The 1,053-nt window shown below is 36.8% G+C and carries 1 protein-coding gene; it reads right to left on the bottom strand.

The window, feature by feature from the left end; all coding sequences use genetic code 11:
* Positions 1-645, bottom strand: a 645-nt coding sequence (locus tag APA10_RS15035; RefSeq protein ID WP_155116687.1) for a nucleoside/nucleotide kinase family protein, incomplete at its 3' end; no start/stop codon positions are given.
* Positions 646-1,053: the final 408 nt, after the last annotated feature.

Genomic DNA, 1,053 nt, shown 5'->3' with positions numbered 1-1,053 from the left:
AGCCGTGCAGTTCGCCTCAATCATCATCCTGCTTAACTGACGACACGCTGTAGTATAACTTATCTTTTTATCTAAGAGAGCAAAATTATGATCAGGCTTTCGTTCAATCGCGGTTTCCACATCAACGTCCAAAAAGATAATTATAGAGGGATGTACACTGGCCATTTTTTGATAGAGTTGACGTTCGATGCGTGCCAGCCATTTAATAATTGGACTGTTCGTCCTATCCGCTGAAAGACCAGGGCCATCGCAATATCCAATAAGCTCATTCTGTGGGTAACGATCTGTTACGACCTGAATTCCGTTTTTATGAGCAGCATACATTTTATTAAATTCTAGAAAACGCTTACAAGAGAATAAGAAAACAACAAAAGCTGTTACTGGTCCAGGAATGCGTTCCGTTGGACTGCGTGTCTTTTTAGCTTTATTCGATAGAACCCGTTCTATATATTTTCCGACAATAGGCCATTTCTGTATACGACGACCCAATTCTCCTGAACCTAGACCTAAATAAAAAATTTCAGTTTTTCGTTCTTTATTTAATATTTGTGCAATATCATGAGATAATGTCGATTTTCCAGAACCATCGCATCCGATAAATGAAATAATCGGCGCAGTATTCTCATAATAATTGGTATCACTCATGATCATTTCTCATATAAATATCACAGAATATCTAGCCATTATTTCAGACTATGATCCTACTATATTTACTACCCCAGAGTTGTTTGGAATTTTCACATAAACTATATATTCAATTCTTCAGCAAATTTAGTGCCTGAAGAAAAAACAGAGTCTATTTAACTTTTGCGTATTTTCATTGGTTATCTTTAAGCCCATAAAAAATTTTGACGGAGAGGTCATATCTCTTAAATATTAAATATTGGCAAGACTATCGACAAAAGGAATTGATATGGTTGCAAAAAAGACACACTTTATATTATCAGGTCAAATGGAGGGTTCGAAAAACCTTTGACTGAGTGCTCTTGTGCGTGATTTCAGGTTCCTTATCCTGATTTTTGCTCTGCGATTTGAGCAGACCGGGGAGTATCG

The organism is Acetobacter pasteurianus subsp. pasteurianus LMG 1262 = NBRC 106471 (assembly GCF_000285275.1).
Lineage (GTDB): Bacteria > Pseudomonadota > Alphaproteobacteria > Acetobacterales > Acetobacteraceae > Acetobacter > Acetobacter pasteurianus.
Note: the sequence above shows the minus strand (reverse complement) of the source record. Positions and strands in the feature narration are given on the sequence as shown.